The 22,501-nt window shown below is 68.7% G+C and carries 30 protein-coding genes; 7 read left to right on the forward strand and 23 right to left on the reverse strand.

Annotated elements, in window-relative coordinates; genetic code table 11:
• Positions 1–12 precede the first annotated feature (12 nt).
• Entirely contained in the window at positions 13–738 is a 726-nt protein-coding gene (locus H6G16_RS05015) for a MauE/DoxX family redox-associated membrane protein (RefSeq protein ID WP_190389190.1), read from the forward strand.
• Between the two features lie 7 nt (positions 739–745).
• Here the strand turns inward: H6G16_RS05015 and H6G16_RS05020 are convergent, their stop codons facing one another.
• The 3 genes from H6G16_RS05020 to H6G16_RS05030 all read right to left on the reverse strand — a co-directional run bounded on the left by H6G16_RS05020 (position 746) and on the right by H6G16_RS05030 (position 2,026).
• Positions 746–1,021 (reverse strand): hypothetical protein, encoded by a 276-nt coding sequence (locus H6G16_RS05020; RefSeq protein ID WP_190389286.1) that lies wholly within the window; start codon positions 1,019–1,021, stop codon positions 746–748.
• A gap of 5 nt (positions 1,022–1,026) precedes the next feature.
• A complete protein-coding gene (locus tag H6G16_RS05025) occupies positions 1,027–1,206 on the reverse strand; it encodes a DUF3721 domain-containing protein (RefSeq protein ID WP_242036178.1) in 180 nt (59 codons plus the stop codon).
• A gap of 106 nt (positions 1,207–1,312) precedes the next feature.
• Positions 1,313–2,026, reverse strand: coding sequence for a DUF305 domain-containing protein (locus tag H6G16_RS05030; RefSeq protein ID WP_190389192.1), 714 nt, complete (start codon positions 2,024–2,026; stop codon positions 1,313–1,315).
• Between the two features lie 60 nt (positions 2,027–2,086).
• Here H6G16_RS05030 and H6G16_RS05035 point away from each other — a divergent pair, with 60 nt between their 5' ends.
• Entirely contained in the window at positions 2,087–2,497 is a 411-nt protein-coding gene (locus H6G16_RS05035) for a MerR family transcriptional regulator (protein WP_347238795.1), read from the forward strand.
• A gap of 25 nt (positions 2,498–2,522) precedes the next feature.
• Here the strand turns inward: H6G16_RS05035 and H6G16_RS05040 are convergent, their stop codons facing one another.
• Genes H6G16_RS05040 through H6G16_RS05060 form a run of 5 tightly spaced genes read right to left on the reverse strand, consistent with a single transcriptional unit; the run spans position 2,523 to position 3,697 of the window.
• Positions 2,523–2,693: a hypothetical protein gene (locus tag H6G16_RS05040; protein WP_190389194.1), complete on the reverse strand. Its 171-nt coding sequence runs from the start codon at positions 2,691–2,693 to the stop codon at positions 2,523–2,525.
• Positions 2,669–2,836, reverse strand: coding sequence for a hypothetical protein (locus H6G16_RS05045; protein ID WP_347238796.1), 168 nt, complete (start codon positions 2,834–2,836; stop codon positions 2,669–2,671). The genes H6G16_RS05040 and H6G16_RS05045 overlap by 25 nt, the downstream gene beginning before the upstream one ends.
• 9 nt (positions 2,837–2,845) lie before the next feature.
• Entirely contained in the window at positions 2,846–3,112 is a 267-nt protein-coding gene (locus tag H6G16_RS05050) for a hypothetical protein (RefSeq protein WP_190389195.1), read from the reverse strand.
• Positions 3,113–3,132: 20 nt separating this feature from the next.
• Entirely contained in the window at positions 3,133–3,429 is a 297-nt protein-coding gene (locus H6G16_RS05055) for a DUF1651 domain-containing protein (RefSeq protein WP_190389196.1), read from the reverse strand.
• Positions 3,430–3,436: 7 nt separating this feature from the next.
• On the reverse strand, positions 3,437–3,697 hold the full coding sequence (locus tag H6G16_RS05060) for a galactose oxidase (protein WP_190389197.1): 261 nt from the start codon (positions 3,695–3,697) through the stop codon (positions 3,437–3,439).
• Between the two features lie 124 nt (positions 3,698–3,821).
• On the opposite strand from H6G16_RS05060, the gene H6G16_RS05065 reads away from it, so the two are divergent.
• Positions 3,822–4,016 carry a hypothetical protein gene (locus H6G16_RS05065; protein ID WP_190389198.1) on the forward strand — a complete coding sequence of 65 codons (195 nt, stop codon included), beginning with the start codon at positions 3,822–3,824 and terminating at the stop codon, positions 4,014–4,016.
• A gap of 3 nt (positions 4,017–4,019) precedes the next feature.
• Here H6G16_RS05065 and H6G16_RS05070 read toward each other — a convergent pair whose 3' ends face one another.
• From H6G16_RS05070 to H6G16_RS05080, 3 genes are all read right to left on the reverse strand, one after another.
• Positions 4,020–4,787 carry an RAD52 family DNA repair protein gene (locus H6G16_RS05070; protein ID WP_190389199.1) on the reverse strand — a complete coding sequence of 256 codons (768 nt, stop codon included), beginning with the start codon at positions 4,785–4,787 and terminating at the stop codon, positions 4,020–4,022.
• Between the two features lie 96 nt (positions 4,788–4,883).
• Complete coding sequence (locus H6G16_RS05075; RefSeq protein ID WP_190389200.1) at positions 4,884–5,537, reverse strand: siphovirus Gp157 family protein; 654 nt, start codon at positions 5,535–5,537, stop codon at positions 4,884–4,886.
• A 59-nt stretch (positions 5,538–5,596) separates the two neighbouring features.
• Complete coding sequence (locus tag H6G16_RS05080; RefSeq protein ID WP_347238797.1) at positions 5,597–6,040, reverse strand: hypothetical protein; 444 nt, start codon at positions 6,038–6,040, stop codon at positions 5,597–5,599.
• Positions 6,041–7,095: 1,055 nt separating this feature from the next.
• On the opposite strand from H6G16_RS05080, the gene H6G16_RS05085 reads away from it, so the two are divergent.
• From H6G16_RS05085 to H6G16_RS05100, 4 genes are all read left to right on the forward strand, one after another.
• Positions 7,096–7,239, forward strand: a complete 144-nt coding sequence (locus H6G16_RS05085) for a high light inducible protein (protein ID WP_190389202.1) — start codon at positions 7,096–7,098, stop codon at positions 7,237–7,239.
• A gap of 134 nt (positions 7,240–7,373) precedes the next feature.
• Entirely contained in the window at positions 7,374–7,610 is a 237-nt protein-coding gene (locus H6G16_RS05090; RefSeq protein ID WP_190389203.1) for a high light inducible protein, read from the forward strand.
• 263 nt (positions 7,611–7,873) lie between these two features.
• A complete protein-coding gene (locus H6G16_RS05095; protein WP_190389204.1) occupies positions 7,874–8,386 on the forward strand; it encodes a PilZ domain-containing protein in 513 nt (170 codons plus the stop codon).
• Positions 8,387–8,392: 6 nt separating this feature from the next.
• Positions 8,393–8,902 (forward strand): hypothetical protein, encoded by a 510-nt coding sequence (locus H6G16_RS05100; RefSeq protein ID WP_242036180.1) that lies wholly within the window; start codon positions 8,393–8,395, stop codon positions 8,900–8,902.
• An 18-nt stretch (positions 8,903–8,920) separates the two neighbouring features.
• On the opposite strand, the gene H6G16_RS05105 is transcribed toward H6G16_RS05100, so the two are convergent.
• The 12 genes from H6G16_RS05105 to H6G16_RS05160 form a co-directional block, all read right to left on the reverse strand.
• Positions 8,921–9,160 (reverse strand): DUF3136 domain-containing protein, encoded by a 240-nt coding sequence (locus H6G16_RS05105; RefSeq protein WP_190389205.1) that lies wholly within the window; start codon positions 9,158–9,160, stop codon positions 8,921–8,923.
• Positions 9,161–9,272: 112 nt separating this feature from the next.
• A complete protein-coding gene (locus H6G16_RS05110; RefSeq protein ID WP_190389206.1) occupies positions 9,273–9,959 on the reverse strand; it encodes a response regulator transcription factor in 687 nt (228 codons plus the stop codon).
• Between the two features lie 72 nt (positions 9,960–10,031).
• Positions 10,032–11,030, reverse strand: a complete 999-nt coding sequence (gene hypE, locus H6G16_RS05115) for a hydrogenase expression/formation protein HypE (protein WP_190389207.1) — start codon at positions 11,028–11,030, stop codon at positions 10,032–10,034.
• Positions 11,031–11,038: 8 nt separating this feature from the next.
• A complete protein-coding gene (hypD, locus tag H6G16_RS05120; protein ID WP_347238798.1) occupies positions 11,039–12,178 on the reverse strand; it encodes a hydrogenase formation protein HypD in 1,140 nt (379 codons plus the stop codon).
• Entirely contained in the window at positions 12,175–13,206 is a 1,032-nt protein-coding gene (locus H6G16_RS05125; RefSeq protein ID WP_190389208.1) for a dihydroorotate dehydrogenase-like protein, read from the reverse strand. Before H6G16_RS05125 ends, hypD begins: the two co-directional genes overlap by 4 nt.
• A complete protein-coding gene (gene nifJ, locus H6G16_RS05130; protein ID WP_190389209.1) occupies positions 13,203–16,862 on the reverse strand; it encodes a pyruvate:ferredoxin (flavodoxin) oxidoreductase in 3,660 nt (1,219 codons plus the stop codon). The genes H6G16_RS05125 and nifJ overlap by 4 nt, the downstream gene beginning before the upstream one ends.
• A complete protein-coding gene (locus tag H6G16_RS05135) occupies positions 16,859–17,080 on the reverse strand; it encodes a HypC/HybG/HupF family hydrogenase formation chaperone (RefSeq protein WP_190389210.1) in 222 nt (73 codons plus the stop codon). Before H6G16_RS05135 ends, nifJ begins: the two co-directional genes overlap by 4 nt.
• Positions 17,056–19,437, reverse strand: a complete 2,382-nt coding sequence (hypF, locus tag H6G16_RS05140; RefSeq protein ID WP_190389211.1) for a carbamoyltransferase HypF — start codon at positions 19,435–19,437, stop codon at positions 17,056–17,058. Before hypF ends, H6G16_RS05135 begins: the two co-directional genes overlap by 25 nt.
• The gene (hypB, locus tag H6G16_RS05145; RefSeq protein WP_190389212.1) at positions 19,434–20,183 is read right to left on the reverse strand and encodes a hydrogenase nickel incorporation protein HypB; all 750 of its coding nucleotides are present in this window, start codon (positions 20,181–20,183) and stop codon (positions 19,434–19,436) included. Before hypB ends, hypF begins: the two co-directional genes overlap by 4 nt.
• Before the next feature lie 59 nt (positions 20,184–20,242).
• Positions 20,243–20,584 carry a hydrogenase maturation nickel metallochaperone HypA gene (hypA, locus tag H6G16_RS05150; RefSeq protein WP_190389213.1) on the reverse strand — a complete coding sequence of 114 codons (342 nt, stop codon included), beginning with the start codon at positions 20,582–20,584 and terminating at the stop codon, positions 20,243–20,245.
• Positions 20,577–21,011 (reverse strand): hydrogenase maturation protease, encoded by a 435-nt coding sequence (locus H6G16_RS05155; RefSeq protein WP_190389214.1) that lies wholly within the window; start codon positions 21,009–21,011, stop codon positions 20,577–20,579. The genes hypA and H6G16_RS05155 overlap by 8 nt, the downstream gene beginning before the upstream one ends.
• 8 nt (positions 21,012–21,019) lie before the next feature.
• Positions 21,020–22,495 (reverse strand): Ni/Fe hydrogenase subunit alpha, encoded by a 1,476-nt coding sequence (locus H6G16_RS05160; RefSeq protein WP_190389215.1) that lies wholly within the window; start codon positions 22,493–22,495, stop codon positions 21,020–21,022.
• Between the last annotated feature and the right edge of the window lie 6 nt (positions 22,496–22,501).

The following is a 22,501-nucleotide window of genomic DNA, read 5'->3' on the forward strand; positions in this document are numbered from 1 at the left end:
TCCCCGTCGTCCATGGCCGCCACCAGCCTCCATGCCGTCCGCCTGTACCGGATGGATCTGCCGGACCACCCTTGTCCCTGGGGCCTGCGGGCCGTGCGCCTCTTGCAGGAGCGGCACATTCCCTTTGAGGACCATCGCCTCACCAGCACTGAGGCGGTGGACTCCTTCAAAGCGGCCCAGGGGGTGGCGACCACGCCCCAGATCTTTGCCGGCCCTGAGCGGATTGGCGGGTACACCGAGCTGGCCGCACGGCTCGGCGTCCGGCCGGAAACGGCCGTGATCTCCTACACGCCGGTGGTGGCGGTGTTCAGCACTGCGGCCCTGATGGCGCTGGCGCTGAGCGCCGGGGTGAGCGGCTTCATGGGGTTCGCCATCTGCCTGCTGGCCATGCTCAAGCTGATGGATGTGGACGCGTTTGCGGCCAGCTTCCGCAAGTACGACCTGCTCAGCCAGCGTTGGCGGCCCTGGGGTCGCCTCTACCCAGGTATTGAGCTGCTGGTGGGCCTCGGCGTGTTGCTCCAACCCGAGCCCGCCGCCGCTTCCCAGCTGGTGGGCGCCGTAGCTGTGTGGCTTGGGGCGATGGGGATGGTGTCGGTGGGCAAGGCGGTGTTCAGCGATCACTTGGCGCTCAACTGCGCCTGTGTGGGCGGCAACTCAAAAACACCCCTTGGGGTGGTGAGTTTCGCCGAGAACCTGATCATGGCCGCCATGGGGGCCGTGATGCTCGCCGGCCGCTGAGCGGCGATCAGGCTCGGGTCCGGCTGCTGGAGAGGAGCATGGCAGTCCCGGAAACAATCACCACCAGGGTGAGGACACCCAGGAGCAACGAGTAATACGGCTGCAGGTTGATCGGCCCAAACCGGCCGGTGTGGATCTTGACCAGCCAGAAGGCATCGATTCCCTGCTCCAGCAACAGGCTGTAAAGCGAGCCACTGGCCGCCGTGAGCAGCAGGGGGGCAGCCGCCAGGGGCACCACTACTCGGTGGGCGCGGCGGAACCTGGCGTTGAGGGCGCGCGGCATCGGCATCATTCCTGCCGCAGCTCCTTGTGCAGCATCGCCTCACCGCTGCAGGGCATCCACAGTCCGTTGGTCTGGTGTGTGCCTTTGCAGCCGAGCTCCTTGGCCCGCTGCTCCGCTTCTGCCTGGGTCTTGTACATGCCCTTGGCATGGGCCAGGGCCTGGTTGGGCAGCTGCAGAACAGACAACAGTGCCAAGGCACCAACCGCGAAATGTTGCTTGCGGATCCAATGGATCCGAACCTGTGAGAACAGGTAGGCCATCTGGAGAGGATTGACAGGACGCGGGTGGTGATCAGAAGGAGAAAAGTGCATCGAACTGGTAGTACTCAGGCTTGTCGAGCCCGTCATGCCTGAGCATGCGGCGCAGCTGGAGAATCTCGCGGCGTTGGGCGACGATGATCTGTCGCGCCAGGCGTTGGATGGTGGGGTTGCTGCTCTTCTTGAGCGCATCGTGAGCCATCACCAGCGCACCGCCGTGATGGGCGATCATCCCTTCCAGAAACCAGGTGACGCGGTTGTCCTTTGTTGGCGTGGAGCCCGTCATCTGCATCGCCTGAATCTGGGCAGCACTCATGCGCTCAAGGCTTCCCATGCTGTTGGGATCCCCACCGGCCTTCAGGGCCACGGGATAGACGGGGGCCTCGGGATACCAGGCCTTACGCCATTGCCCCATCGCCTTGACCTCCTGGGCCTGATCCCGCCAGATGTCCTTCCCCAGCGAGCCCACACCGGGCACACCGATGTCGAAGACAAACTCACTCATCCGCAGCGCGCCGGTGTGGTGCTGGACCATCGCATCGAGCCAGCGCAGGTCATAGGTGCTTCCCGCTGGGCCCACGTCATGGTTGTGGGCGCTGTGATCCATGGGTGTGGCAGCCGGCGCTGATCCCGGCGCGGGAGCCGGAACAGCCATCTGATGGTGTTGATGGGGATCCATCTGGGCCAGGGCCGGAGCTGTAGCCCCAAGCAGGCCCAGCAGGGCAGTGGAGACGGCGGCGAGTCGCATGAAAACAGCAGGGGAAACGTCCAGCATTTAGCCTGCACCCTCCAGCGGGGGGAGAGTCAAGTGGCTGCGCGACATCCAGCGGGCCTGCTGCCCGGGGCGCTCGAAAAGATCGGCGCGGTGGCCAGCCGCTCGGGCCTGACGGTCAAAACCATTCGCTTCTACTGCGACGAGGGCTTGATTCAGCCGAGCAGCCGCAGCGAGGGCGGCTACCGCCTGTTTGATGAGGGCGTCTTCGCTGAACTCGCCCTGATCCGCACCCTGCGGGCGATGGAGATCTCACTGCCGGATGTGCGCCGGATCCTCGAGGCGCGGCGTTCAGGCATCTGCACCTGCAGTGATCTGAAGGCACGGATCCGCAGCAAGGCCGGCGAGATCGGCGAGAAGATCGTCGCGATGCAGAACCTCCAATCTGAACTGTTTGGCCTGCTCAACAGCTGGGAAGCCTGCGGCGGCAAAACTCCAGGTTCATGACCGTGATGAGGCGCTGTGCTGGCGCTCAGTGTTCGCGGGGGGCCAACTGGCGCACTGACTCCCCAACTGGATGGATTGTTTCCAGCTGCAGGGTGCTCTTCCGAACCCCCAGCCGTGCCAACTGCTGCTGCGCCAGGATCAGCAGTTGATCACGACTGAGCCCTTCCGCCGTCAGTTGCTGAGGATTGATAACCACGTGGGCGGTGAGTGCGGCGCGCGAGGTGCCCAACCGAACAGTCCCAAGCAACCGGGCGCGACGATGTTGGGGATCTCGTCGCGCAGCTGCATCAGCCAGCGGCCATCCTGCTGCAGCATGGCCAGGGCGATTTCAACGGCCATGGCTCGGGCTCAGGCTGCGGCCGGCCGGCGCCGCTGCGTGGCATAGACCGCTGCTCCACCAGCCGCCAGCACCAAGCCACCGCTGATGGCCAGGAACACCAGGGTCTGCACCAACAGCAGCAAGATCCCCAAGGCCGAGCCAGCCGCGATCTGCACCCTTGCCTTGATCAGCAGGGTGAGCAGCAGCAGCACGGTGGCCTTGAGGGCCAGCACCTTGGCCGTGCTGAGCGGGCAAAAGGGGTTGAACAACACAGCCAGGCCACGACGTGAACCCATGCTGGCGGGCTGAAAGCGTCTCAGTGGGTTGTTTTCAGACGCAGCGGTTGCGGCGGGCTCCACTGCGGTTCACAGGCCCGCCAGCCCTGCTGCCGTTTTTGCTGCCAGAGCTTGATCGCCTGCTCCCGCGTCAGCTCCTTGCGACGTTTCAGGAGGGGTGCCGCCTGCCCGGGAATCAACTCCCCAAGCGTCACCTCCAGGCTCTGGCTCCAGCGGTCGTAGCGGCGCGGCTGGAAATGCAGGACCTGACGGCCATCACTGATCCAGCCCTCCTGCGGGGAAAGCGGCGGTCGGCCGTGCCTGCCCGTCACGTTCATCGGCCGTTCAAGCCACCTCAGGCGCCCAGCCTTGTTGACGCGTCATGTCATCGGTCCAACCCTGACAGCGGCTGGTGAGATGCTCGCCATGGGCGATCAACCCTTGGTGCAGCTGGCAGGTGAGCACCGGGATGCAGTTCACCCCGGCGTGGTGGCGAAACCAGTGGCAGGTCATGCAGACCTTGCGGCTACGGGTCTTCACCAGCACCTCGCTGTCGAGATAAGGCCACTCCTCGATTGGGTTTTCAAGCCTGGGCGCAAGGGCCATAGACCGAGACGAGGGAACATCCACGACCGACTCCAGATGCGTACGTCTGTACTAGCACGCATTGCTGGGGTTGGCGGCCGCATCCCTTGAGCCTGAATACGGTTCAGGCAAAGGATGCGTGTCGATGCTCCGCGAACTCGTGCTGGCCATTGGCATCCCCCTGCTGGTGCTGCTGCTGGCGGTGCTGGCCCTGGAGCAGTGGCGTGATCAGCTGCCGGCCTGGCTGAAGCGGTTGGCCGAGCGCCCGTCCTGGCTTTGGAACACCGGCATCGGGCTGATCATCGGCCTGTCGCTGCTGCGCTGGCTGCTGCAGCGCTGATGCTCAGGCCGTCAGCGCCTGGCGTTGGCCCGCAGGGTGCAGCGATCGGTGCGACACCAGAAACGCTTCGATCCAGTCGTGGTGACGCCGCTGGCAGATCCGATCGGCGATCGAAGGGGCATCAGCTGGCACCTGGAACCGCTTGCGGAACGCCTTGGTGAAGCCCTCCAGCTCCGGGCGAGGCAGGCCCCGCACCGTGGCAAGAATCTGCTGGACGGTTTCCGGATCGAGGGGATCCAGACCCACCTCGGCCGTGGGCTCGGCAGCAGTGCTGTTGCGTTGAGAAGCCGGTGCTTGGCGGGCTGATGTGGGAGCAGTTGAGCTGGTGACCTCCCGCTGCTGCTTGTCGTAGAGCGCCAGGCCAAAGGGATTGCCAAAAGTCATCAGGGCCCGCTTCATGGCATCGGTCTCGGCCTCCTTGAGTGCGGACTCATGGGCCTGGCCCAGGTCAGCGTCGATGCCGTGGCCGGCACCGCTGCCTTCTCGGATGACATCCCCGACACGGATACGAACGCGAGCGGTGTAGGTGACACCCCAGCCGGCGCGGTTGCTGCTGCCCAGAGTGCGCTCCCGCTCAGAGACGCACTGCACGCCGATGGTTTCGCGCTGCCAGCCATCGAAGCCAAAGATTCGATTCGCCTCCGCGATGGCTTGCCATCCCTCCAGGTAGGCCAGGGAGCGACCAGCCTGGCTGCGGGTCTGGACCTTGGCGCGATCAAGGGGTGCGGAGAGAGCAGCGATCTGCTCAGTGGAGAAGACAGCGGGGGCCATGGCGGTGCTCCGAGATGAGGAGGGTTGGAGATCGGTCTTGAGAGATGTGGACCCGCCCGTGCAGCAGGCCCATGTCGACGGGGGGCTCTGCCCCCCTCAGTGGATGCGCCAGCTGCGGCGGGAGAGGAGCTGGGCGCCGGTGATCTGGCGGCCGGCCTTGAGGGCTTCCTTGATGGCTGCCTTGTCGGGCTTGCTGGTGGTGGTGACGGCGAGCCATTCGGAATCGAGGGCCTGCTCGTCGTCGATCACGACGGCCGTGGATTTGCGGCTGCTGAGCTCGTGGTTCGGGAACGAGAACCGGGTGGCGCTGGGCTGCAGCTGGGTGAGGACAAAGATCAGCGACTCCTCAAGGGCATCGGCTCGGCCTGCATCGGAGCGGGCCAGATCGCTGAGGCGCTTGGCCTGCTGCTGGCGGTAAGCGGCCTGGCCACGCAGGTGTTCGATCACCCAGCAGGTGGCATCGGCCTTAGCGGCCAGGGCCGCCTTGTTTCCCTCTTCTGCAAGGAGTGCCGCCTCTAGCTCAGTCAGAGCCAGGGCACGCTGTTCGGGGTCATCGGTTTCGAGCTGTTCGGCCAGCTGGCCGATCGCGGTGGTGAGCTCTTGGGCCTCGATGCCCAGCTGCCAGAGAGAGCCTGATCGCTCCAGAGAGCAGGCCGGACCTGCCGCTGAGGGAGCCGACTCCAGGACAGCAGTCGCACCGTGAGGTGCGCTTGGCAGCGCAGTGGCGGGGATGGGAGTGAGAACAGCCATGAGGGTGTGGGGAATGAATGGACCAGATACAGAACGGAGCGCCGATAGGGCGGAAGGCTTCAGGAGCGGGCGGAGGCAGGAACAGCCCAGAGCCCAGCCGAGGGGCTGACTTGCGCAACCGAGATCGGCACTGGAGATCGGGCGGCCATGCTCCGGGCCTGCTGCACCAGCGAGGCGGTACCTGCGCCGCCGGGGAAGGCCACCACCAGCACCGAAGCGATCGAGCCGGGGGAGGTGTGAGCCTCCGCTCGGGCAATGGCCTGCTGGAGCAGCTCGCGATTGCGGATTGGCCCGGCGGCCCGGCCGTGGCGCTCCCACTGGGCCGGCATCACCAGAGACGACCAGCCCAGCTGGTGAGCAGCACGGCCGATGGCGGCATCGGCGCCACGGGCACCGCCATGGAGCAGCAGGTGCACCAGCCGGCCGCCGCTACGGGCGAGCAGCTCAGCGGCAACCCGTTGATGGGGCCAGGCCAGATCACGGCCGCCACCAGCCGCGATCACAAGCGAGTAAGCAGAGCCCGAACGTGGCTCGAGTGAATGACAAATAGCCATGGAATCAGCTGCCAAAAGTGACAACTGATCGGGGCATCACAACCGCTCAGAGATACGCGGCTTTGATGGCGAGATCAGGGGATGAGGTTGCCGCAGGCGATGGGCTCGGGGCCTTTGGCGCAACCCTTATTCTACCAGTACAGATGCACTCTGGAGGCAGTAGAGCCACTGCGATGCAATGGATCTACGAAAAGCTGAGCTCCATAGAGGAGCCCCGGCTCGCTGAGAATCAAGACCATCAGATCTGAGCCGAATCAACCCGCCCCGCCGCGCAGCTGCGAGAGAATCGCTGGGGCCCCTATGGCAGCTACCGCCGGTGAGCAGCCCCTAGGCCACCGCAGCCGCGGGAGAGCAGCTGAGCCCGCCACCCCACACCGGCCCCGGCGCGGAGGGCGGCGGCGGCTGGCCGATACACGCCACGGCACTGCCGTGGCACGCTGAAGGACGGCCGCTGCCGAACGGAGCCTTGCCGGTGCCCGCAGAACTTTTGGCACGGCTGACATCGGCAAGCCGGACGCTGTGGAGAAGAGCGCTCAAAGCGGATTGGTGACTTGGCGCCGCACATCGACAGGGCCACTTCCGCGGGAACCTTGATTAAGCCCTCGCCTTGCTCAAGGAACCGGCCCTTCCATTGAATAAGGGGGAGGGGGAGTTAGCGCATCCAGCACAGCTCTCTAGCCCCGCCGCAGCCTCCGGGGCGCATGTGCGCATGCCTCTCCAATCCCCTCTATCGAGCAGCTGCCCTGGAAGCAGCTGCTCGAAGCCCAGAGATTCCCCAGGCGCCCGGAGCGCGGGAAACCAGAAAAACTTCTCACATAACTTCTCACACCCAAAGCACTAGAGCCACAACCGCCAGATGCAGCAAGGGATTACAGTGATTACACCCTGAGCCTTCTAAGCAGCCGGTCGATGGTTCGAATCCATCAGGGGGCGTTCAGACGGGGCAGGGTCCTTCTCAGTCTGTTAAAAATCTGTTACAGTCTTCGTAACATAACGCAACACCCATGGCCCAGCCCGCTCCCCGCTTTGGATTTGTGGCCTTCGCCGAAAGCTGGAATGGCCGCCTGGCCATGCTCGGCTTCGTGATCGGCCTCGGCACCGAACTGCTCACCGGCCAGACCATCCTCGCCCAGCTGGGTCTGGGTTGATCGCCATGAGCACCGATTACACCGCTGCCATTACCGCCGTCATCGCCCTCGTGGTTGTTCTCACGGGCATGACCACCTACGTGCTGAGCCGCCCCAGCGACCTGACGTCAAAATCCCGCTGATCCCCCCACCCCATGACCAACACCCCCGCCAACGACAAGTGGTTTCAGCATCGTGCTGAACAGCTGATTCACATGGAACAGCTCCAACGGGTGGAGCGCTTCAACGGTCGCGCCGCCATGCTCGGCATCGTGATTGGCATCGTGATCGAAGGACTCACGGGCTCGGGGATTGCCCACCAGATCGGACTGGGCGCCCTTGTGGACGGCTACGCCGCCTGCCGCACCCAGTTCCTGCCCTTCTGTTTCTGAGTTCGGAATCACTCCACTCTGGCCACCAGCACCACCACGCTTCAGCAGGGCAGCTCTGGCCATCGCCAGCCACCCTTAGAGAAGCGACCGACCTCGCTGAGTAGCCAAGGCTGGCCGGAATTCACTCGCTTCGGTCCATTTGGACCCCGATCTAGCCCCCAACGGCTGGCCATTGGGGCGAGTGGCCCGTTCCCCCTTTCGCTGGCTGAACCTGTCAGCTATGAAAGGAGTCGGGACCCACGACCGACGTCACCAGCAGAGCCATGGAGGGGGAAGGTCGGTTCCAGAAGCTTGACGGGGCCGAGCGGCGCAGCGGCGGAGACCGGCGTAGCAATGAGGAGCGACGGGGCGTTCAAGACTGGCTCAACGAGGAGCAACAGGAGGAACGGCGCAGCGGCATGGACCGCCGCAGCGGCATCAGCCGCCGAGGCACCCCCGACAATCGTCAGGACGAACGCAAGGTCATCCCCTTCGCCATCGCCCCCCGGGGATCGATCCAGGCCCCGGACGGTCGCCGATGGGTCACCACCCTGTGGGATCTCAGCAACACCGGCCTGTGCGTGATCGCCAATGGCCAGGTGGATCTGCCGGTGGGCACCCTGGCCGACCTCACCCTCACCGAAGTGGTGGGGACGGGTCTGGTGACCTTCCAGGCCCGCTTGATGTGGTTTTCCGACGACGCCTTCCAGACCTACCTGGGCATGAAGTTTGAAGACCCTCCCAAGTTGCCTCCGGGCTCATTTCTGGAGCGATATCTCAAGGCCAACTTCGACTGAGCCACCTTGAACCCCAGCCGCCCGACACGTCCTGAACTGAGCGGCAACGAGGTGCTGGCACGGGAGCGCCGCAGCCGCAGCCAGGGCTCCGGCCTGACCCGCGAAACCATTCAGGGCCGCTGGCGCCTGGATCAGCTCTGGAGCAAACGGCAAACCCAGCCCCAAATCCGAACCGCCGCCCTGCTCCGCGCTCTCCAGGCCACCCTGGCCATCACCTCCAGCCCCGAGGGGGATGGATTGGCGGTGCTCAACAGCGTGCAGGTGGGTGGCCTGCAGCTTTGCTTCAGCGGCGAAGGACAGCTGCGGGGGCGGCGGCCTCTCCTGGTGTTCTGGTTCACCCAGCTCGAGGTGCGCTGCGGCGATCACACCCTGTGGCGGCAGGCCATTGCGGGGCCGCCGGAGCCCCGCAAGCGCCCCTTCTTCGCGCTCATCGCGCGGGAGGGGGAAGGGGAGTCGGCCTGGCTCCTGGCCCGGGGACGGGGCGGTGGCCTGGCCCTCTGGCTCCTGGGTGACTGAGCGGCAGGCGGTGACCCCTTACAGGCTGGTTTTCAGCTCCCGCTGCAGCAGGGCAAAGAGGTAGTCGGGCTCGCGGTACTGGCCCGGCAGGCAGTTGTGGAGGATCTCCAGCCGCTGCCAGCACACGGTGCGGCGCACCTTGGCAATCGACTTGCCCTCGCGGATCAGCAGGCGCAGGGCTTTGCAGTAAAGGGAGTAGTTGGCTTCGAGCTCACCAATGGTGAGGCCGGGAGCGGGGGCAGGCAGGGATGGGGGCATGGAACCGGCGGCCTTCGGGTCAGCGCAGAACCCAGGTGGGCACTGGATTCACTTTGCGCCCAACGGACCGGTTCCCGATCCCCCCATACGGGGACAATTGAGGGGCTGCCCCTTAAAGCTGGACCATGCCGCAGCGCATGCCCTTGAGCACCGCCTGCAGCCGATTGTTGACGTCGAGGGTCTTGAGCAGACGCTTGGTGTAGGTCTTCGCCGTCTCCTCACTCACCACCAGGCTCTCTGCGATCTCCCGATCGGTGAGCCCACTGGCCAGCAGATCCAGCACCTCGTATTCCCGCTTGGTGAGTCGGGGGCAACTCAGATAGGGCAGGGTGCCGGAGCGCAGCGAGGGGCTTCGGTAGGAGTGGTGTCCCATCACCGCCAGCACCGCCGCCTGCAGGGGCCGCTGATCGCCGATGAAATCGGCCTCCGCCACTACCGCCTCCAGCCACGGGGCATCCACATACTGCGCCGGGATCACATCTCCCAGAGCCAACACCACCACCCGCAGGCCCGGCTGGGCGGCGCGGGCCTTGCGGGCCAGCTCAAAACCGCTGCCATCCTCGAGGTAGTCGGTGCAGATCAGCAGCTCATAGGGCTCCCGCTCCAGGTAGCTCAGGCAGGTGACCTCATCGGTGACGGCGCAGCCGATACGGGTGCGGTCCTTGAAGCTCTCGCACACGGAGCGCAGCAGGAAACGGCCCTTCATGGCGATGGCCACCTTGCCGCTGATGGCCACTGAAATCAGCACCTGGTCGAGGGTGGTGCCCTCCAGGCTGTTGAGAAAAGGCGTGAGGTCCATGGACCCTCCACCGGGGCGGATGCCAACCGGATCAGTTGTGAAATCTAAACAATTACGGGCCCGGACCGGGCCTCAGCAAATCCGGGGCAACAACTCGCCGCTCAGCGGGATCAGCAGACGGTCCGTGCCCAAGGCCGTGGTGAGCCACACCTGTCCCCCGGCACCCGGGGCCGGTCGCACCGTGCCAATCCAGGCCCCACCGCCGGTGGCCAGCAGCGCGCAGGCCAGGTCGGCGGCCTCGGGCGGCACCACCGCCACGAAACGCCCCTCGTTCGCCAGATGCAGGGGCTCAAAACCGAGCAGGTCGCAGGTGCGGGCCACGGGTTCGGCCACCGGCAGACAGGCCTCTTCGATCGCCAGCTCAACGCCGGCCGCCACGGCCAACTCCTGCAACGCGCTGGCCAGGCCGCCGCGGGTGAGATCGCGCAGGCAGTGGATCCGCACGCCCGCCGCCAGCAGTCCCTGCACCTGGGGCCAGAGGGGGGCGCAGTCGCTCAGCACCGGCGGCACCAGGTTCAGGCCATAGCGCGCCGCCAGGATCGCCACGCCGTGGCGTCCCAGGTCGCCACTCACCAACAGCTGGTCTCCTGGGCGGATCGCCCGGGGATCAATCGGCTCAGGGGCCTCCACCAGGCCGACGCCACTGGTGGTGAGGAACACCCCATCGGCCTTGCCCCGCTCCACCACCTTGGTGTCCCCGGTGACGATCGTGAGGCCGCACTCGCGGGCCGCCGCGGCCATCGAGGCCACCACGCGTCGCAGCAGCTCCAGGGGCAACCCCTCCTCCAGGATCATCGCCACACTCAGGTGCAGCGCCCGGGCCCCGGCCATGGCCAGATCGTTGGCGGTGCCGACTACCGCCAAGCGGCCAATGTCGCCGCCTGGGAATTCCAGGGGCTGCACCACGTAGCCATCGGTGCTGAAGGCCAACGGGCCAGGGGGCAACGGGAGCAGGGCGGCATCGTGGAGCACCTGGGTCGGATCGGCGTAGAGCGCCCGCAACTCCTGGTCGATCAACTGCTGCATCAGGGTGCCGCCGCCGCCATGGGCCAACTGGATGCGCTCAGCCATGCCACCCCTCATGCGGCCTGGCGCCGGTAGCGGTAGTAGGCGGCGCAGGCTCCTTCGCTCGACACCATCGGCGCCCCCAGCGGGTGCTCGGGGGTGCAGGAGCCGCCAAAGGCCGGGCACTCCGACGGGATCGCCCGCCCCTGCAGGATCCGGCCACTGATGCAGGGGCTGGAGGCGGCAGAAGTTGCATCGCTGACCGCAGACCCCGGGTTCGGCATCAGGGGGGCCAGGCGCGCCAGGGCATCGAAGTGCCGGTAGGCCGGGGCGAGGGCGAACCCGCCGCCGGCGATGGGGCCCAGGCCGCGCCAGGGCTGATCCGTCACTTCAAACACCTCCTCCAGCAGGGCCTGGGCCGCAGCGTTTCCCCGATCCCGTACTACCCGGCCGTAGGCATTGGCGAGGGCCGGCGTGCCCGCCTCCAGCAGCTGCACCAACCGCAGCAGGCCCGCCATCACCTCGACCGGCTCAAAGCCGGTCACCACCACCGGCACCCGGTGACGCTGCACCAGCTGGTGCAGCTCGGTGGTGCCCATCACCGCGCCCACGTGGCCCGCCGCCAGGAAGCCCTGCACCTGGTTGGCGGGCTCCAGCAGCAGCGCCTCCATGGCCGGGGCCACCCGCACGTGGGCCAGCAGCACCGAGAGGTTGGCGAGCCCCAGGGCCCGGGCCTGGCACAGCAGCAGGGCCGTAGCCGGGGCGGTGGTTTCAAAGCCCACCGCCAAAAACACCACCTGCCGATCGGGGGCAGCCTGGGCCAGGGCGATGGCCTCCAGGGGCGAGGTCAGCAGCCGCACGTCACCGCCAGCAGCCCGCGCGCCGAGCAGGTCGGTTGCCGCCACGGGATCAGCCCCCCCAGCAGCGGTGGCACTGCCCGGCACCCGCAGCATGTCGCCGTAGGAGCAGAGAATCACCCCGGGCTGGGCCGCCAGCGCCAGGGCAGCATCGAGGCGCTCGGCCGGCGTCACGCACACCGGGCATCCGGGCCCATGGATCAAGCGCAGCCCCGGCGGCAGCAGCTGGTCGAGACCCCAGCGCAGGATCGCGTGGGTCTGGCCGCCGCACACCTCCATCACCGTCCAGGGACGGCTCACCGTGGCCGCCAGCGCCGCCGCCAGCTCCCCCACCCGACCAGCCACGGCGGGGCTCACCAGGGCCCCGGCGCCTGGCGCGCCTCCGCCGGGCGGTACCCCGCGATGGCCCGCATGTACTGGGCCCGCTCGTATTCGGCCGGGTTGGGGCAGCGCCGCTGGCTCATGCAGCCGATCAGCTCGGCCACCGAGGCCACCTCGTGCTCCATCAACCAGGTGGCCAGCTCCTCCTCCAAACCCGCCAGGCGCTCGGGGCCGTGGCGCAGCAGCGCCCCCACCACCTGGGTGACGGACGCACCGGCCATCAACAGCCGCACCACATCGGTGCCGCGGTGCACGCCACCACTGGCTGCCAGATCGAGGCGATGGCGGCCATGCAACAGGGCGATCCACCGCAGCGGCAGGCGCAGGTCGTGGGGGGTGGACAGCAGCAGGTTGGGCCGCAGCTCCAGGGTCTCGATGTCGATATCGGGCTGGTAGAAGCGGTTGAACAGCACCAACCCATCGGCCCCTGCCGCCGCCAGGCGCTTGGCCATGGCGCTGAGGTTGGTGAAGAAGGGGCTCAGCTTCACCGCCAGGGGCAAGCCCACCTCAGCACGCACCTGGCGCACGATCTCCTCCACCCCGGCCTCAATGGCGGCGCTGGAGAGCTCCGGATCGGTGGGAATGGCGTAGATGTTGAGTTCGAGGGCCGAGGCACCGGCCGCCTCGATCCGCCGGGCCGATTCCACCCAGCGGCCGGGAGTGGTGCCGTTGAGGCTGGCGATCAGGGGCACGGCCAGATGCTTGCGGGCCTGCTCCAGCTGGCGCAGGTAGAGATCTTCTCCGCCATGGAAAAGGGATGGCTCCGGTACGTAGGTGAGCGCTTCGCCATAGCTCTCGGCCCCTTGGCCGAGGCGGTGATGCAGGTCGAGCTGTTCCTGCTCGATCTGCTCCTCAAACAGCGAATGGAGCACGATCGCCGCCGCCCCAGCCCGCTCCAGGGCCTGCAGCTGGGCCAGATCGTCGCTCAGGGGAGCCGCAGCCCCCACCACCAGGGGGGTGCGCAGGGGCAGGCCGAGGTAGGTGGTGGCGAGATCGGGGGTCATGGCTTGGGGGTGGGCTGCGCCAGGGCGCGATAGGTGGCCCAGCGGCACGCCAGCTCGCGCTGGGCCTGGCGCACCAGGGCCCGGGCCCGCTCCGGCTGGCTGTAGCGCAGCATGCGGAAGCGATTTTCCCGCTCCATCGCCTCCTCGAGGGAGCGCTTCGGCGCCGGGCTGTCGAGCTGCAGGGGTGTCTCGCCCCGCTCGGCGCGGCGGGGGTCGTAGCGGTAGAGCAGCCAACGGCCCGAATCCACCGCCAGCTTCTGGTGCGCCATGCCCTGGGCCATGTCGATGCCGTGGGCGATGCAGTGGGAGTAAGCAATGATCAGCGAAGGCCCTGGGTAGCTCTCGGCCTCCAGAAACGCGCGGATGGTGTGCTCGTCGCGGGCCCCCATGGCCACGCTGGCCACGTAGACAGTGCCGTAGGTCATCGCCATCAGGCCCAGGTCTTTTTTGGGGGCCGCCTTGCCCGCCGCCGCAAACTTGGCCACCGCACCGCGGGGGGTGCTCTTGGAAGCCTGGCCGCCGGTGTTGGAGTACACCTCGGTGTCGAGCACCAGGGCATTCACATCCCGGCCACTGGCCAGCACGTGGTCGAGGCCGCCAAAGCCGATGTCGTAGGCCCAGCCATCGCCGCCCACCAGCCACACGCTGGTCTTCACCAGGGCATCGGCCAGCTCCAGCAGCTGGCGGGCCTCCCCGGCGATGGCGTCGCCTGGGGTGCTCTCCAGCACGGCCTGCAGCCGCTGCTTCAAGGCCGCCACCCGCTGGCGCTGCTCGACGATGCCGGCCTCATCGCTCTGGTCGGCCCAGCGCAGGGCGTCCAGCAGGGAAGGCGGGAGTTGTTCCGGCTGCAGCTGGCCCGCCAGCCGCTCCAAGCCATCGAGGGCCATCTGGCGCTGCTGGTCGCGTGCCACCCGCATGCCGTAGCCGAATTCGGCGTTGTCTTCAAACAGGGAATTGCTCCAGGCCGGCCCCCGCCCCTCGGCATTGGCACTCCAGGGGGTGGTGGGCAGGTTGCCGCCATAGATCGAACTGCAACCGGTGGCGTTGGCGATCAGCATCCGATCGCCGAACAGCTGGGAGGCGAGCTTGAGGTAGGGGGTTTCGCCGCAGCCACCGCAGGCCCCGGAAAACTCAAACAAGGGCTGCTGCAGCTGCTGCTGGCCGATCTTGTGCAGGTTGAGATCGGCGCGCGGCACCTCCGGCAACTGCAGGAAGAAGTCCCAGTGGCCGCGGGCCTGCTGGCGCAACGGCCGCTGCGGCGCCATGTTGATCGCCTTGCGCTGCGGCTCACTGCGGTCGCGGGCGGGGCACACCTCCACGCACAGGGCACAGCCGGTGCAGTCTTCTGAGGCCACCTGCAGGGTGAAGGTCTGGCCGGCGAAGGCGGGGTCGCGGGCGGGGGCGGTGCGGAAGCCTTCGGGGGCGGAGGCAAAGGCCTCCGGGGCGCCCACCTTGGCGCGGATCACCGCATGGGGACACACCATCACGCACTTGCCGCACTGCACGCACAGGTCGGTTTCCCAGACGGGCACCGCAGCGGCGATGTTGCGCTTCTCCCAGCGGGCCGTACCCACCGGCCAGGTGCCGTCGCAAGGCAGGGCGCTCACCGGCAGGGCATCGCCGCGGCGCTCCAGCATCGGCCCGATCACGGTGCGCACAAACGCCGGAGCCGTGGCGAGGCGGTCCTGCGGCAACGGTGCCGGGATCGGGGCCGTGGCAGCGGCGTCCAGGGCCTGCCAATCGAGGGGCTCCAGGTGATCGAGGCTGGCGTCGAGGGCCGCCAGGTTCATCGCCACCACCGCCTCGCCCTTGCGGCCATAGCTGTGCTGAATCGAGGCGCGAATGCGTTCGATCGCCTCATGGCGCGGCAACACGCCACTGAGGGCAAAGAAACAGGCCTGCATCACCGTATTGATGTGGGGCCCCATGCCCGCCTGCCGCGCCACCTGATAGGCATTGATCTGGTGCACCGCGAGCCGCTTGCTGCGGATCTGGGCGCGCAGGGCTTCCGGCAGCCGCGCCCAGGTGTCGGCGGGGGCGAAGGGGCTGTTGAGCAACAACACACCACCGGGCTCGATGCCAGCCAGCAGATCGAAACGCTCGACAAAGTCCCACTGGTGGCAGGCCACGAAGGTGGGCCGCTGGATCAGGTAGGTGGAGCGGATCGGCCGGGGGCCGAAGCGCAGGTGCGACACCGTGACCGACCCCGATTTCTTGGAGTCGTACACGAAATAGCCCTGGGCCCAAAGATCGGTGCCCTCGCCGATGATCTTGATGGCCGCCTTGTTGGCCCCCACCGTGCCATCGGAGCCCAGGCCGTAGAACACGGCGCGCACCTCGGCTTGGTCGGTGTGGAAGCCCTGTTCGAGGGCATCGTCGAATGGCAGGGAGCGGTGGGTGACGTCATCGTCAATCCCCACGCTGAAGTGGTTGATCGGCCGGCCCTCCCGAGCCGTCGGCAAGGGTGCCAGCAGCGGCCGCAGGTGATCGAACACCGCCTTCACCATCGCCGGGGTGAACTCCTTCGACGACAGCCCATAGCGGCCGCCCAACACCGCCGGCAGCGCAGCGCCATGCACCGCGACCCACTCTTCGGCCAAAGCCGCCACCACATCGAGGTAGAGGGGTTCACCGGGGGCACCCGGCTCCTTGCAGCGGTCGAGCACGGCGATCGCCCGGGTGCTGGCCGGCAGGGCCTCCACCAGCAGCCGGGCGGCAAAGGGGCGGAACAGCCGCACCTTCAGCACCCCCACCCGCTCGCCGGCAGCCTGCAGCGCCTCGGCCGTTTCCACGGCGGTCTCGCAGCCGGAGCCCATCAGCACCAGCACCCGCTCCGCATCGGCGGGGCCGACGTAGTCGTAGGGGCGGTAGTGGCGACCGGTGAGCTCCCCGAAACGGTCCATCGCCTCGATCAGCTGCCCGGGCGCTGCGTCGACGAAGCGGTTCACCGATTCCCGCGCCTGGAAGGCGACGTCGGGGTTCTGGCTGGTGCCGCGGATCACCGGGTGCTCAGAACTGAGGGCCCGCGCCCGGTGGGCGCTGATCTCGGTGGGGGGGATCAGCTGGCGCAGCTGGTCGTCACTGAGGGGCTCAATCTTCTGGATTTCGTGGGAGGTGCGGAAGCCATCAAACACATGCAGATACGGAAGGCGACTGCGCAGGCTGGCCCGGGTGGCCAGGGCCGCAAAGTCGCCCGCCTCCTGCACCGAGGAGGAGACGAGAATCGCGCAGCCCGTGCCGCGGGTGGCCATCACATCGCTGTGGTCGCCGAAGATCGAGAGCCCCTGGGCCGCCAGGGAGCGGGCGGCCACGTGCAACACCGCTGACGTCAGCTCCCCCGCCAGCTTGTAGAGGTTGGGGATCATCAACAGCAGCCCCTGGCTGGCCGTGAAGGTGGTGGTGAGCGCCCCGGCCTGCAGGGCACCGTGCACGGTGCCGGCGGCACCCGCCTCGCTCTGCAGCTCCACCACGGCGGGCACCGTGCCCCAGAGGTTGGGCCGCCCCTCGGCCGCCCAGGCATCGGCCCACTCCCCCATCGGCGAGGCCGGCGTGATCGGGTAGATGGCGATCACCTCGTTGAGGCGATAGGCCACCCGGGCCACGGCCTCGTTGCCGTCGATCGTGAGCTGGGGTGCCGTGGCCAGGGCAGCACTCATGGCTCGTCCAGCACCAGGCTCAGGGCGATGCCCACGTGCACCAGCACCCGATCCCCCACCTCCGCCTCCGGCAGGCAGGCCAGGCTCACCCACTGACGCACCCCACCGAAATCCACCTCGGCGCGGCGCCACAGGTCCGGCTCAGAGGCTTCACCGGGCCCGGCAGCGGCAGCGGGGCTGGTCACCGCGAGGATCAGGCCGGGGGTGGCCAGGCACATGGGGAGGCCTCCACGCTTTCCTTCGTTATAGGGAGATTGGCCAAAGCTGCCCAAAGCTGACCCAGGGCCAGACCGCCGTCGTTGCAGGGAACCTGCTCGGCCCAGTAGGGCTCCAGGCCCGCCGCCCGCAAAGCGGCGCTGGTTCTCTCCAGCAACAGGCGATTCTGAAAGCAGCCACCGGCCAGCAGCACGGGCCCATTGCCGCTGCGGGCCGCCGCCTGGGCCGCCGCCCCAGCCAGACCCGCCGCCAGGGAGGCGTGAAACGTCGCGGCCCGCTGCCGGGGCGACACCCCTGCGGCACCGGAGTCCAACAGGCTGCGCACCAGGGGGGCCCAATCGAGCCAGCCCAGCTCTAGCCCCGCCGCCGGCAGCAGGGGCATGGGCACAGGCTGGATCGGCTCAGACTGCAGCGCCAACCCCTCCAGCCGCAGCCCCGTCTCCCCCTCAAAGCTGCTGCGCTGGCACAGGCCCAGCAGGGAGGCCACCGCATCAAACAGCCGGCCGGTGCTGGAGCAGAGCGGAGTGTTGCAACCCGTGGCCAGGGCCTGCAGCAGCAGCTCCCACTCCCCCTCCGCAAAGGCTCTGCGGCAAGCAGCGGCGCCGGGGTGGGCCAGGGCCCCGGGCCCGGTGGCTACCAGCAAGCCCAGGGCCGCCCGGCGTGGTTCGGCCATCGCCCGCTCCCCTCCCGGCAGCGGGAAGGGCCGCAGGCAGGCCCAGCGCTCGGCGCCGGCAGCGGTGAGCCGCAGCAGCTCCCCGCCCCAGAGCCGGTGGCCACCCGCCGAGTCGCCGTAGCCCAGCCCATCGCAGGCCCACACCAGCAGCGGCAGTTCCAGACCGTGCTCCGCCGCCACCGCCAGCCCATGGGCCCGGTGGTGCTGCACCGTCTGCAGCGGCACCCCCCGCCGCCGGGCCGCCCCCGCCGCCAGCTGGTGGCTGCCGTAGCCGGGATGGAGATCGCAAACAAGGGCATCCAGCTGGGAGCCATAGCGCCCCAACAGCTGGTCCACCCCCTGCTGCATCAGCTGCATCTGCCGGCCGCCGGCCAGATCGCCGAGCACCGGCGCCAGCCACACCCGGCCGCCCTGGGCCAGGGCGGGGGCATTCTTGAGGTCGCCACCGAAGGCCAGGGCGGTGCCCGGCGGAGCCTGCAGGGCCAGGGCCCTGGGGGCGTAGCCGCGGGCCCGGCGCAACAGCACCGGCCGCCCTTCGATCACCTGCAGCACCGAGTCGTCGAGGCGGCGCGCAATCGGACGGTTGTGCAGCAGAAAGCCATCGGCAATACCCGCCAGGCGCTCCAGGGCTTCGGCGGGATCGCAGCAGAGGGGTTCACCGCTGCGGTTGCCGCTGGTGGCCACCAGGGGCCGGCCAAACCCCGCCGCCAGCAGCTGGTGCAGGGGCGAAGCGGGCAGCATCACCCCCAGGGCCGCGCTGCCCGGCGCCACACCCGGAAGGGCCTCAGGCGCTCCGAGGCGGCGGCGCAGCAGCACGATTGGCGCCGCCGGATGCTGCAGCTGGAGCCGTTCGTCCGTCGATAGCTCCACCAGGGTTGTGATCGCCTCCAGATCGGCCACCAGCAGGGCAAGGGGCTTGGCGGGGCGGTGCTTGCGCTGGCGCAGCCGGGCCACCGCCGCCCCGTTGCTGGCATCCACCAGCAGCTGGAAGCCCCCCACCCCCTGCAGGGCCAGGATGCCCCCCGCGGCCAGCAGGTCCAGGGCCTGATCGAGGGGGTCACCACCCGCCTCACCACCAGCCTCGCCACCGGGCCCGTGCCACGCCAGCCGGGGGCCGCAGGTGGGGCAGCCGATCGTTTCGGCGTGGAAGCGGCGATCAGCCGGATCATCGAACTCCCGCTGGCAGGCAGCGCACAGCGGAAAGCCCGCCAGGCTGGTGTGGGCGCGGGCGTAGGGCTCGGCGGTGGCGATCGAGTAGCGCGGCCCGCAGGCGCTGCAGCTGATGAAGGGGTAGCGGTGGCGACGGTTGGCGGGGTCGTGGAGCTCGGCCAGGCAAGCGGTGCAGGGGGCGAGGTCGGCGGCGAGGGACGGGGCAACCAGGCCTTCCCCCAGCGGCTGACCTGCAGCGGCGGCGATGCGCAGGCCAGCTGGCGCCGGAACGCGGGGCGGGAGCCAGTCCGGCTCCAATGGCTCCAACGCGCCGGGGGGCTGCAACGCCTCGGGCAACCGCCGCACCAGCAGCTCGAGGCACCGGCGCTCCCCCTGCAACTCGAGCCGCACGGCGCCCGCGACGTTCTCCACCTCCCCCACCAGCGCCAGCTCACTGGCGAGGCGGTGCACCAGCGGCCGGAAGCCAACCCCCTGCACCACGCCGCGGCACCAGAGGCGCAGGCGGGCCTGGCTCATCGCACCGCCGGTGTGGCCAACCCGAGGGCGGCGATCAGGGCGTCGAGGCCCGCGCCACTGCGGGCGGACACCTCCAGCACCTGGGCGTGGGGCGCCACGCGGGCGATGGCGGCGTGGGCGGCGGCGCGGTCGAAGCCCACCGCCTCGGCCAGGTCGATCTTGCTGATCAGCACCAGATCGGCGCCGTGGAAAATCGGCGCGTATTTGAGCGGCTTGTCCTCGCCCTCGGTGGTGGAGAGCAGCACCACCCGCAGGCCTTCGCCGAGGTCGTAGGCGCCGGGGCACACCAAATTGCCCACGTTCTCGATCACCAGCAGCTCCAATTGCCCCAGCGCCACGCCCTGATGGCTGAGGCGATGCACCCCCTCCGCGACCATCGGCGCCTCCAGGTGGCAGGCCTGGCCGGTGGTGATCTGCACCGCTTGCACCCCGGCGGCCTGCAGGCGGCGAGCGTCGTTGTCGGTGGCCAGATCGCCCACGATCACCGCCAGGCGCGGCGCGGCGCCCTCGGCGCTTCCCAGGCGTTGGGCCAGGGCTTCCAGCAGGGCCGTCTTGCCCGAGCCGGGGGAGGAGAGCAGGTTCACCACCGTGACCCCGGCCGCCGTGAAGCGTTGGCGCAGGGCAGCGGCCCCGGCGTCGTTGCGCTGGAGCAGGGCCGTGTGCAGCGGTAGCCGGCGCGGTTGTTCGGGGAGCGGCTCAGGGTTGGACTCAGGGGCCGGCTGTCCGCAGGAGCAGTCGCGGCACATGACGGCGATCAGCAAAGGCCTGCATCCAGGCTAGAGAGGCCGGGCAGGATGGCGCCCCTTCACACCACCTCCAGGGCGAGCAGCCGCAGGTCGCGGCCGCGCAACAGTTGGCGACTGATGGCGCCGCAACGGGGGCAGTCGCAGCAGCCATCGGCGGCCGGGAACGGGGCGTTGCAGGCGGCGCAATGGCATTCGGCCGGTTCGCTCTCGATGCGCAGCTCGGCGCCGGCGGCGATCGTGCCCGCCATCGCCACCGGGAACGCGAAGCGCAGCGCCTCGAGCTCCACCCCCGCCAGCTCGCCCACCCGCAGGCTGATCACCGTGATGCGGATGGCACCGTCGGCATGGGCCGCCGCCAGCGCCTGATCGCGCACCGCCTCCATCAGGCTGAGCTCATGCATGGCCGCTCAGCCACTGGCGCAGCAGGGCACGGGCCGCCGGCAGGGCGGCCTGCAGCTCGGGCGACAGGGCCGTGCCGTGTTCAAAGCTGTCGGCCGGCACCCGCAGCAGATGGACCGTGGGGGCGCGGCCGTAGAGCGCCTGGCTGATCGCCAGCAGCTGGGCTGGTTCGAGCCGGTGGCTCTCGGCGGAGCTGCCTGTCGCGCCCTTGGTAGGGGCAATCGCGATCAGCTCTGGGCCGGCCCCGGCCGGTGCCAGCCAGGCATCGATGAACAACACCGCCTCCAGCTCGGCCAACTCCGCAGCCAACTCGGGGGTGAGCTGCTGCACGCTGCGGCCTCCCACCTGCTCGGCCAGCAAGCCCCCCACCCCGTCGTCACCGCGCTGGGGGTTGCCGATGCCGATCACCAGACGCCGTGCTGAGGTCAAGGGCTCCCTCAATCCCGCACCCGCTCCGCCAACACCCGCCCACCGGCATCCACCAGCGCCATCCGCAGCGGCATCTGACCCGCCGCGTGGGTGCTGCAACTCAGGCAGGGGTCAAAGCAGCGGATGCCCGCTTCCACCCGGTTGAGCAGGGGCTCGGGGATCTCGGCGCCAGCGGCGACCGGCTCCGGGATGAACGCGCGGGCGATCTGGGCCACGGTGCGATTCATCGCCAGGTTGTTCTGGCCGGTGGCGATGATCAGGTTCACCCGGGTGATCAGGCCGTCGTCATCCACCCGGTAGTGGTGAAACAACGTGCCCCGGGGCGCCTCGCTCACCCCCACCGCCTCGGTGGCGTTGAGGCCGGCATGGCTCCGCACATGGGGCGATTGCAGCTCGGCATCCTCCACCAGCTGCCCGATCGCCTCCAGGCAGGCCACGATCTCCACCAGCCGGGCGTGGTGATAGGCAAAGGACGAGGTGACAATCCGGCCGCCGCTCTCTGGGGTGCCGCTGCGGGCGCGAAACTCCGCCAGCTCCCGGTCGGCCCAGGCCGTGCCGATCCGCTCGCAGACATTGAGCCGGGCCAGCGGCCCCACCCGATACATCCCGCCGGGGTAGCCCAGGGGTTTGTAGTAGGGGAATTTCAGGTAGCTCCAGCTCTCCACCGCCTCCCCCAGAAAGCTGGCGTAATCGTCTTCCGAGAGGCCATCGGCCACGATCTGGCCCGTGGAGTCGATGAAGCGGATCGCCCCCTCGATGCATTCCCAGCCACCGTCGGGCGCCACCAGCCCCATGAACAGCGACGGGAAGTCGCCGAACGTGCGCTGCTCCCGCTGCAGGGGCCCATCCAGCAGCGCTTTGTAGAGCTCCAGCGCCCTGGCCACGGTGGCCTGGGCCTCCGGAAGCCGCTCGCGGATCCAGGCCGCCGTCGCCGCCGTCATCGGCGTGCGCACCCCACCGGGCACCGCCCAGGCGCTGTGGATCTTGCGCCCCGCCAGGCGCTCGATGAGTTGCTGACCAAACTGGCGCAGACGGATGCCGGCGCGGGCCAGGTCGGGATCGGCCACCATCAGGCCGAACACATTGCGCCGGGCCGGATCGCTCTCCCAGCCGAGCAGGAAATCGGGGCTGCTGAGGTGAAAAAAAGAGAGGGCGTGGCTCTGGGTGAGCTGGGCCAGGTTCAGCAGACGGCGCAGCTTGCGGGCCGCCGGCGGGGGCTGCACCGCCAGCAGCTTGTCGCCGGTTTTCGCCGCCGCAAGCAGATGGCTCACCGGGCAGATGCCGCAGATGCGGGCCGTGATTCCGGCCATCTCGGTGAACGGCCGGCCCTCGCAGAAGGTTTCGAAGCCGCGGTATTCCACCACGTGGAAACGGGCGTCGGCGATCCGGCCCGCCTCATCGAGGTGGAGGGTGATCTTGGCGTGCCCCTCGATCCGGGTCACCGGATCAATCGTGATCGTGCGGGGGGTGGGATCGGTGCCCATGGCGAT

The sequence above is a fragment of the Cyanobium sp. FACHB-13342 genome, from assembly GCF_014697415.1.
GTDB lineage: Bacteria > Cyanobacteriota > Cyanobacteriia > PCC-6307 > Cyanobiaceae > Cyanobium_A.

Excerpts from the sequence above, each read along its gene's own strand:
- H6G16_RS05065 (WP_190389198.1), top strand. The coding sequence starts at position 3,822 with ATGCTCCGCGAACTCGTGCTGGCCATTGGCATCCCCCTGCTGGTGCTG.
- H6G16_RS05055 (WP_190389196.1), bottom strand. The coding sequence starts at position 3,429 with ATGAACGTGACGGGCAGGCACGGCCGACCGCCGCTTTCCCCGCAGGAG.
- hypE (WP_190389207.1), bottom strand. The coding sequence starts at position 11,030 with ATGGCTGAGCGCATCCAGTTGGCCCATGGCGGCGGCGGCACCCTGATG.
- H6G16_RS05110 (WP_190389206.1), bottom strand. The coding sequence starts at position 9,959 with ATGGACCTCACGCCTTTTCTCAACAGCCTGGAGGGCACCACCCTCGAC.
- H6G16_RS05045 (WP_347238796.1), bottom strand. The coding sequence starts at position 2,836 with ATGGCCGTTGAAATCGCCCTGGCCATGCTGCAGCAGGATGGCCGCTGG.
- H6G16_RS05125 (WP_190389208.1), bottom strand. The coding sequence starts at position 13,206 with ATGACCCCCGATCTCGCCACCACCTACCTCGGCCTGCCCCTGCGCACC.
- hypB (WP_190389212.1), bottom strand. The coding sequence starts at position 20,183 with ATGTGCCGCGACTGCTCCTGCGGACAGCCGGCCCCTGAGTCCAACCCT.
- H6G16_RS05070 (WP_190389199.1), bottom strand. The coding sequence starts at position 4,787 with ATGGCCCCCGCTGTCTTCTCCACTGAGCAGATCGCTGCTCTCTCCGCA.
- H6G16_RS05015 (WP_190389190.1), top strand. The coding sequence starts at position 13 with ATGGCCGCCACCAGCCTCCATGCCGTCCGCCTGTACCGGATGGATCTG.
- H6G16_RS05105 (WP_190389205.1), bottom strand. The coding sequence starts at position 9,160 with ATGCCCCCATCCCTGCCTGCCCCCGCTCCCGGCCTCACCATTGGTGAG.
- H6G16_RS05095 (WP_190389204.1), top strand. The coding sequence starts at position 7,874 with ATGGAGGGGGAAGGTCGGTTCCAGAAGCTTGACGGGGCCGAGCGGCGC.
- H6G16_RS05085 (WP_190389202.1), top strand. The coding sequence starts at position 7,096 with ATGGCCCAGCCCGCTCCCCGCTTTGGATTTGTGGCCTTCGCCGAAAGC.
- hypF (WP_190389211.1), bottom strand. The coding sequence starts at position 19,437 with ATGAGCCAGGCCCGCCTGCGCCTCTGGTGCCGCGGCGTGGTGCAGGGG.
- H6G16_RS05050 (WP_190389195.1), bottom strand. The coding sequence starts at position 3,112 with ATGGGTTCACGTCGTGGCCTGGCTGTGTTGTTCAACCCCTTTTGCCCG.
- nifJ (WP_190389209.1), bottom strand. The coding sequence starts at position 16,862 with ATGAGTGCTGCCCTGGCCACGGCACCCCAGCTCACGATCGACGGCAAC.
- H6G16_RS05020 (WP_190389286.1), bottom strand. The coding sequence starts at position 1,021 with ATGCCGCGCGCCCTCAACGCCAGGTTCCGCCGCGCCCACCGAGTAGTG.
- H6G16_RS05135 (WP_190389210.1), bottom strand. The coding sequence starts at position 17,080 with ATGTGCCTGGCCACCCCCGGCCTGATCCTCGCGGTGACCAGCCCCGCT.
- hypA (WP_190389213.1), bottom strand. The coding sequence starts at position 20,584 with ATGCATGAGCTCAGCCTGATGGAGGCGGTGCGCGATCAGGCGCTGGCG.
- H6G16_RS05060 (WP_190389197.1), bottom strand. The coding sequence starts at position 3,697 with ATGGCCCTTGCGCCCAGGCTTGAAAACCCAATCGAGGAGTGGCCTTAT.
- H6G16_RS05075 (WP_190389200.1), bottom strand. The coding sequence starts at position 5,537 with ATGGCTGTTCTCACTCCCATCCCCGCCACTGCGCTGCCAAGCGCACCT.
- H6G16_RS05090 (WP_190389203.1), top strand. The coding sequence starts at position 7,374 with ATGACCAACACCCCCGCCAACGACAAGTGGTTTCAGCATCGTGCTGAA.
- H6G16_RS05160 (WP_190389215.1), bottom strand. The coding sequence starts at position 22,495 with ATGGGCACCGATCCCACCCCCCGCACGATCACGATTGATCCGGTGACC.
- H6G16_RS05030 (WP_190389192.1), bottom strand. The coding sequence starts at position 2,026 with ATGCGACTCGCCGCCGTCTCCACTGCCCTGCTGGGCCTGCTTGGGGCT.